Here is a 7,150-nt window from a genome sequence, read left to right as displayed (position 1 = left end):
GCCGTGCTGGTTGATCAGCTCGGTCGGCAGCACCACGATGCCCCAGTCCGGACGGCTCCGGCTGGCCCGCATGCTGCCCACCCGGAAGACCACGTGCAGCACGTCGTCGACCCGGATCGGCAGCCGGAAGTCCCACGTCCAGCCCAGCGACATGCCGGGAAGAAACCGGTAGTCGGACTGGGTTTTCAGGCCGTCGGCGATAGCCAGGCCGAACAGCCCGTGGGCGACGATGCCGCCGAAATGACTGGCCGCCGCGTATTCCTCGTCGACGTGCACCGGGGTGTGGTCCCCGGTCAGGTCGGCGTAGGCCTGAATGCGCTCCCTGGTCACGACGTAGGTCGGGCTGCGGCACTCATCGTCCTCGCGGGCGTCGTCCCAATAGCGTTCGACGACCGTCATGGTCAGGCCTCCGCTCGCGGGTCGATGGCCAGCGCCTGGGCCACGGACGCTGCCGGCGCGGCCTGCATCAGCTCCAGCCGCAGGCCGTCGGGTAACTGCAGCCAGTTGCGTCCCTTGGGTAGTTCGATCACGTCGAAACGGTGTGCCGCGGTGAGTGCTGCGTCCAGGTCCTGGCACATCAAGCCGAGGTGGGCCAGCCGTCCTTCGGGCGCGTCGTGGTCTGGGTCGTGGATGAGCTGGATGCCGCCGACCGTCCAGTACTGGCGTGGCGCCGCCGGGTCGCCGTCCACCTCGCGACAACCCATGCCGAAGACCTCGGCGAAGAACCGAATGTGCCAGCCGATGTCCCGCACCGTGATCGCTGTGTGTTCCAGATAGGCGGTGGCAGCGGTCATGCCACGGTCTCCCTTCGCTTGTCGGAGTTGGCTCGTTCCAGGCCTTTGACCAGCGCGACCAGGGTGTTGTTCACCGGCGTCGGCACCCCGTAGCGCTTGCCGATCCGCACCACGGCGCCGTTGATCACGTCGATCTCGGTGGGCTGCCCGCGTTCCACGCTCTGCAACATGGAGGTCTTGAAGTCTCCCGAGAGCCCCTCGGCGGCGCGCGCCCAGACAAGGGTCGGATCGTTCGTCGACAATCGGACGCCGGCCGCGGCGGCCACCGCCATCGCCTCGGCGACGGCGTCCGAGGCGGTGGCCAGCAGCAGCGGCTGGCCGGCGAGCTGGCCGTAGGTCAGGCCGGTGAGGGCCGCGATCGCGCCGGTGGCCACGTTGATCAGCAGCTTCTCCCAGCGGGTGGAAGCCATGTCGTCGCTGACCGAGGTCGGCAGCCCGGCACTGGTCAGCAGCGAGGCCACGGCGTGGGCTCGCGGTGTCCCCGGACCGTCCACCTCGCCGATCCAGGTCTGCCGGTCCGCCGTGCCGGTGCGGATGTGCCCAGGGCCGAGCAGCACCCCGCCGACCAGGGTGCTGCCCAGCAGCACGTGTTCGCCTCCGATGGCGGCGCTCAGCAGGTCTTCGTGACCCAGGCCGTTCTGCAGCGAGAGCACCGCGGTCTGGGGGCCGACCAGGGCTCGCGCGGCGTGCATCGCCTCCTGCGTCTGGAACGACTTGACGAGCACGATCACCAGGTCGGCCACGCCCGCCTCGGCAGGGTCCGCGGTCGCCTGGACGGCGATGGTCCGGCTGCCGGTGTCGTCGTCGACCCGGAGTCCGTCGGTGCGCAGCGCGTCCACGTGGGGTCCGGGGCGTCCGATCAGCCAGGTGTCGTGACCCGCCTCGGTGAGCGCGGCTCCGATGGTGCAGCCGAGCGCGCCGGCGCCGAGGATCGCTGTGGTCATGGTGTCGGCACGGTAGGCAGCGTGCGTTGTCTGTGACAATGGGTGCAATGGCGTCATTGTGAATCACAATGACCTGGTGAGTGATCTGCCCGAGACCAAGCTGCTGCAGCTGTTCGACGTCCTCTATGAGGTGCGCAGCGTCACCAAGGCCGCCGGACGGCTCGGCCAGAGCCAGCCCACGATCAGCATCTGGCTCGGACGGCTGCGCCAGCAGGTGGGAGATCCGCTGTTCGTCCGGATTCCCGGTGGCATGACCCCGACCCCTCGCGCGGACGCCCTGATCGGGCCGTGCCGCGAGATCCTGGCTTCGCTGAGCCGGCTGACCTCGACCGAGCCGGCGTTCGATCCGGCGATCGCCGGGCGCCGCTTCCGGATCTGCATGACCGACGCCAGCCACATCACCCTGCTGCCGCCTCTACTGGAGCGGGTGCGGGCATTGGCGCCCGGCGTCCGGCTGGAGGCGGCGGGGATCGACGGCGGCACCGAGCAGGCCCTGACTTCGAGGGATGCCGATCTGGCGATCGGTTACCTGCCCTGGCTGGGTGGTGCGATCGCGAGGCAGGAGCTGTTCGAGCAGGACTGGGTGTGCCTGGCGAACCCCCGGCACCCCCGCGTCCGGGAACGGCTTGGACGCCGCCGGTACGTCGCCGAGGGGCACGTGTCGATCACCGCCGGCACCGGCGCGACGCTGCTGCATCGTGCCCTGACCACGCAGGGGATCGAGCGTCGGGTCGTCCTGGAACTGCCCGGCTTCCTCGGCCTGGGCGCGATCATCGGCGGCACCGACCTGCTCGCCACCCTGCCGCGGCACATCGGCACCACGCTGGCCCACGGCAACGATCTGGCTCTGTGGCCCTGCCCGCTGCCGGTCGACCAGTTCGAGGTCGCCCAGTACTGGCATCCGCGTTTCGACAACGAACCGGGCAGTCGCTGGCTGCGCGATCTGGTCGCCGAGCTGTTCGGTTCGGTAGCCACCGCTGGTTGAGCCTGTCGAAACCTCTCGCCCATACCGGGCCGTCCTTGGGGTCTCGACAAGCTCGACCAACGAGGAGGCTTTGGTCTCGACAAGCTCGACCAGCGAAAGGGGTCAGTTCACATCGACGATGTCGACGGGCGTGCCAGTGCGCGCGGCCTCGACCACGGCTTCGACCACCCGGAGCGTTTTCAGGCCGTCGCGGGCGCTGCAGATCGGTTCGGCTTCGCCGCGGATGACGGCGGCGAAGTGGGTGATCTGGTTGGCCAGCGGGTCGGTGCGTTCGACGCTCTCGACGGCGGTCTCCATCGGTTCCCACCAGGACCGGGTGCCGGGGAAGGTGCGGACGCGCATGGTCGGCACCGACAGCGACCCGTCGGTGCCGGCGAGGTGGTAGCAATCCTCGTCCGGGAAGGTCGAATAGCTGAGGTTCTCGCGGGCGGTCTGCTCCCAGGAGCGGGCGGACGCGGCGGTGTCGGAGAGCAGGAAGGTGCCCAGGGCGCCGTTGGCGAAGGTGAACACCATGGCGGCGGTGTCCTCGACCGGGAAACCACGGGTGGCGTTCGAGGTGACCGCCTGCACCCGGACGATGTCGCCGACCAGTGACAGCAGGTTGTTCACCTCATGGATCAGGTTGAGCAGGATCGGCCCGCCGCCGGGCATCCGCCGCCAGCCGTCACCGACGTCGAAGTAGTCGTCCGGCTTGTAGAACATCGCGGTGCCGACGACCGCGACCAGCCGCCCGAGGCGTCCGCTGGCGACGATCTCGCGCGCCTTCGCCATCACCGGGCTGTAGTTGCGGTGGTGGCCGGTCAACACCGGGACGCCGGCGCGCTCGGCCGCCTCGACCAGCCGGACCGCGTTCTCCACGGTGTCGCCGATCGGCTTCTCGACGATGGTCGGGACGCCGGCCGCGACGCATTCCAGGCCGCCCTCGACGTGCAGCCGGTTCGGCGTGGCGAGGATGACGCCGTCCGGCTTACCGGCCGCGAACAGGTCGCTGAGCGAGGCGTAGAGCGGCACCCCGTACTGCTTCGCCAGCGGTGCGCCGTCCGGACCGGGCTCGACGATGGCGTGCAGCCGTGCGGCGTCGCTGCGTTCGATCTCTTCGAGATGGCGCTTGCCGATCAGGCCGGCACCGGCGACGGCGAGTCGGACTTGCTCCACGATCGTGCTCAGTTCTGCTTCAGCTGCTCGATGACGAACTCCAGCGCCAGGGTGTAGCCCATCACCCCGAAGCCGGCCATCACGCCGACCGCGACGTCGGAGAGGTAGGAGTGGTGCCGAAAAGGCTCGCGCTTGTGCACGTTGGAGATGTGCACCTCGCAGAACGGGACCTCGGCGGCGCCGAAGGCATCCCGGATCGCGACGCTGGTGTGGGTGAAGGCGCCCGGGTTGATCACCACGAACTCGGTGCCGTCGGTGCGGGCGGCGTGCAGCCGGTCGATGATCGCGCCCTCGTGGTTGCTCTGGAAGCACTCGACCTGGTGACCGGCAGCCTCACCCTGGGCGATGGCGGCAGCTTCGACGTCGGCGAGCGTGGTGGAGCCGTAGATGCCGGGCTCGCGGGTGCCGAGCAGGTTCAGGTTGGGGCCGTTGATGACAAGGATGGACATGCGGGCTTCCTTCGTTGGACGCGGGATGCGGTGGGGTTATCGTGCCAGGTCGGCGAGTGCCAGTTCGACGATTTCCCGCGGCGGATGCGCCTCGACAGGGTGGCCGAGCTCGCGCAGCACGATGAACCGCCAGCCGTCGCGGAACTTCTTGTCCCGGTCCAGCGACCACTGGAGTTGTTCGATGGAGAACTCAGCGCGGGTCGGCAAGCCGAGGGCGTCGAGCACGCTGCGGTGGGCGTCCACCGCTTCGGCGGGCAGCCAGCCGAGCCGGCGCGAGAGGTGCGCGGCCGCCATCATGCCGAGGCTGAGTGCTCCCGCCGGTTGACCGGGGGAGGCCGCCTCGAAGGCCCGGCTGAAGGTGTGGCCGTAGTTGAGGTGGGCGCGGGCACCCTGCTCGCGCTCGTCGGAGGTGACGATGTCGGCCTTGATCTCGACGCTGCGCCGGACGGCGTGCAGCAGGGTCGCCGGCTCGGCGGCGGTGAGGTCGGGTGCCTTGCGACGCAGGAAGTCGAGCAGGTCGGGGTCGGCCAGCAGGGCGTGCTTGGCGATCTCGGCCAGCCCGGACGGGTAGTCGGGGCGTCCGGTGGCCAGGTCGGCGTCGCACATCACCAACACCGGCTGATGCACCAGGCCGAGCAGGTTCTGGCCCTGGGGCAGGTCGAGCGCGTTCTTGCCGCCGATCGCCGAGTCGGCCTGGGCCTCGAGGGTGGTGGGAACCAGGGCGAATCGCATGCCGCGGTGGTAGGTCGCGCTGAGGAAGCCGACCAGATCGACGGTGGCCTCGCCGCCGACGCCGATCAGCAGGTCGCCGCGGTGGATGGCGAGTTCGGCCAGCTCGCCGGCGAGCCGTCCGACCTGTTCCAGGCTCTTCACCTGACTTGGGGTACTGCCGTCGTCCAGCCGGAGCCGGTGAACCTCGGACACGCTGGTGGCTACGGCCTTTGCGACCCGTTCGCCGATTGCGGCGTCACCGGGTCCGGAGATCACCACGACCTGGCGCACCTCGGGCAGCTCAGGCAGAAGCCGTCCGAGCTGGTCGAGGACGCCGTGGCCGACATGGACGCGGTAGCTGCCGCCGGGCGGGGCGACCAGGATGCCGGGACTGCCGTCCAGTTCGGCCGTCGCGGTGAGCCGGGCCAGGATCTCGAACGCGACGTCCTCGACGCGGCGTCCGGTGGTGAACGAGGTGACGGACGCCGTGGTGGCGTAGATGTCGAGCCGAGCGGTGTACAGGTCGCTCAGCCCGGGCCGGCCGAGCAGCGGGCGGTAGGTGTCGCCGCCGACCCGGCTCAGTGCTTCGGCGAGTTCCACGTGCAGGTAGATGACGGTGTGCCGACGCAACAGCTCGCGGGTGGCGGCCGAGCCGCAGGCGCCGCCGCCCAGCGAGAGCACGCAGGCCTGGCCGTCCAGCAGGTCGGCGATGGTGCGTTCCTCGAGCGCCCGGAAGCCGGGTTCGCCCAACTCGTCGAACAGCGACGAGATGCTGCGGCGCTGCTGGTGTTCGATCACCAGGTCGCTGTCCACGAACGGCAGGCCGAGGCGTTCGGCGAGCAGCCGTCCGATGGTGGTCTTGCCGGCACCCATGAATCCGATGAGGACGATCACGGTGTGCTCCTGGTCAGGCGCTCGGGCCCCGCCTCGTTGCGGACGGCTGGTCGCTCGGGAGTCTAGTGGCCAGGTTCGAGATAGCCGTGCGGCGTTCGGACGGTGGCTCGGAACCCGCCGAGGATGCGAGTTCGGCGAGCCATCGAGTTCGACTGCGGCAGCGAACGACTCGTGACACAGTTCTGGACATGCCAACCGCAGACAGTGGGCAACTCTTCCCCGGTAAGAAGTTCATCTCCACCGTGCTGGAGGCACTGGAGACCAAGACCGCGATGTTGAGCGGTGAGATGCGGCGGCGCTATCTGCAGCGGGCCGCCATGGCGGGGATCATCATCGGCGTCTTCTACCTGATCAACTACACCGTGATCGCCGGTTTCGTACAGGTCGACCCGGGGCTCCGGCCGATCGGACGCCTGGTCGGCGGCCTGGCCTTCGGCTGGGCACTGGTGTTCATCTACTACTCGAAGTCAGAACTGCTGACCTCGAACATGATGATCGTGTCGATCGGCGCCTACTACCACCGGACCGGCTGGATTCAGGCGCTGCGGCTGCTTGGCATGTGCTTCCTGGGCAACTTCATCGGCGGCCTGGTGATCGCGCTGATCGGATCGATGAGCAGCCTGATTTCAGGCGATGTGCTGGTCGAGGTGCTCGGATCTGTGTCCCACAAACTGGAGTACGTCTCGGCTGGGCCGGCCGGCTGGGCCGACTTGCTGGCCCGTGCGATCCTGTGCAACTTCATGATCAACATCGCGATGCTCCAGGTCTACAACGGCCTGATCAAGGAAGACATCACCAAGTGCCTGGTCATGGTGGTAGCGGTCTTCGTATTCGCGTTCGGCGGGCTGGAGCACTCGGTGGCCAACACCGTGCTGTTCACCGTCGCCGGATTCCGCGACGGAATCGACATCGGTCTCGCGATGGGCAACGTCGGGATCGCCCTGATCGGCAACTACATCGGTGGTGGCGCCCTGATCGGCTTCTACTACGCCTACTGCAATGACGACAGCCGGTACCGCGAGATCCATTCCTCGATCGACTAGTGGTCGGCTCCGCCCTTCTCAGGCCACGACTCTGGGTATCGCAAGTCGATCCTGAGGGTGCGGCTCACTCCGCGGAGCTGCACCCGACCACCACGACCCGACCACAGAAGGGTTTGGACAAGTTCGACCGGCGGTGGAACGAAAAGAACCGTCCCCGCGTACCGGTCAGGCGATG

At 68.6% G+C, this 7,150-nt stretch carries 8 protein-coding genes; 2 read left to right on the top strand and 6 right to left on the bottom strand.

What is annotated here, in order from left to right:
* The 3 genes from Q0066_RS07865 to Q0066_RS07855 all read right to left on the bottom strand — a co-directional run.
* Nucleotides 1-399 (bottom strand): MaoC family dehydratase (locus Q0066_RS07865; protein WP_298131763.1); only part of this gene is annotated, 399 nt, incomplete at its 3' end.
* 2 nt (nucleotides 400-401) lie between these two features.
* The gene (locus Q0066_RS07860; RefSeq protein WP_298131761.1) at nucleotides 402-794 is read right to left on the bottom strand and encodes a hypothetical protein; all 393 of its coding nucleotides are present in this window, start codon (nucleotides 792-794) and stop codon (nucleotides 402-404) included.
* Nucleotides 791-1,738 carry a ketopantoate reductase family protein gene (locus Q0066_RS07855; RefSeq protein ID WP_298131760.1) on the bottom strand — a complete coding sequence of 316 codons (948 nt, stop codon included), beginning with the start codon at nucleotides 1,736-1,738 and terminating at the stop codon, nucleotides 791-793. The genes Q0066_RS07860 and Q0066_RS07855 overlap by 4 nt, the downstream gene beginning before the upstream one ends.
* A gap of 76 nt (nucleotides 1,739-1,814) precedes the next feature.
* Between Q0066_RS07855 and Q0066_RS07850 the strand changes: the two genes are divergently transcribed.
* Nucleotides 1,815-2,723 carry a LysR family transcriptional regulator gene (locus Q0066_RS07850; protein ID WP_298131759.1) on the top strand — a complete coding sequence of 303 codons (909 nt, stop codon included), beginning with the start codon at nucleotides 1,815-1,817 and terminating at the stop codon, nucleotides 2,721-2,723.
* Nucleotides 2,724-2,825: 102 nt separating this feature from the next.
* On the opposite strand, the gene Q0066_RS07845 is transcribed toward Q0066_RS07850, so the two are convergent.
* The 3 genes from Q0066_RS07845 to Q0066_RS07835 are packed head-to-tail and all read right to left on the bottom strand — an operon-like array spanning nucleotide 2,826 to nucleotide 5,932.
* Nucleotides 2,826-3,878, bottom strand: coding sequence for a Gfo/Idh/MocA family oxidoreductase (locus Q0066_RS07845; protein ID WP_298131757.1), 1,053 nt, complete (start codon nucleotides 3,876-3,878; stop codon nucleotides 2,826-2,828).
* 8 nt (nucleotides 3,879-3,886) lie between these two features.
* A complete protein-coding gene (aroQ, locus tag Q0066_RS07840; RefSeq protein ID WP_298131756.1) occupies nucleotides 3,887-4,327 on the bottom strand; it encodes a type II 3-dehydroquinate dehydratase in 441 nt (146 codons plus the stop codon).
* Between the two features lie 36 nt (nucleotides 4,328-4,363).
* Nucleotides 4,364-5,932 (bottom strand): bifunctional shikimate kinase/3-dehydroquinate synthase, encoded by a 1,569-nt coding sequence (locus tag Q0066_RS07835; RefSeq protein WP_298131754.1) that lies wholly within the window; start codon nucleotides 5,930-5,932, stop codon nucleotides 4,364-4,366.
* Nucleotides 5,933-6,120: 188 nt separating this feature from the next.
* Between Q0066_RS07835 and Q0066_RS07830 the strand changes: the two genes are divergently transcribed.
* The gene (locus Q0066_RS07830; RefSeq protein ID WP_298131752.1) at nucleotides 6,121-6,975 is read left to right on the top strand and encodes a formate/nitrite transporter family protein; all 855 of its coding nucleotides are present in this window, start codon (nucleotides 6,121-6,123) and stop codon (nucleotides 6,973-6,975) included.
* Nucleotides 6,976-7,150 lie beyond the last annotated feature (175 nt).

It is taken from the genome of Micropruina sp. (assembly GCF_027492755.1).
Lineage (GTDB): Bacteria > Actinomycetota > Actinomycetes > Propionibacteriales > Propionibacteriaceae > Micropruina.
This window is presented reverse-complemented; position numbering and strand designations above follow the sequence as displayed.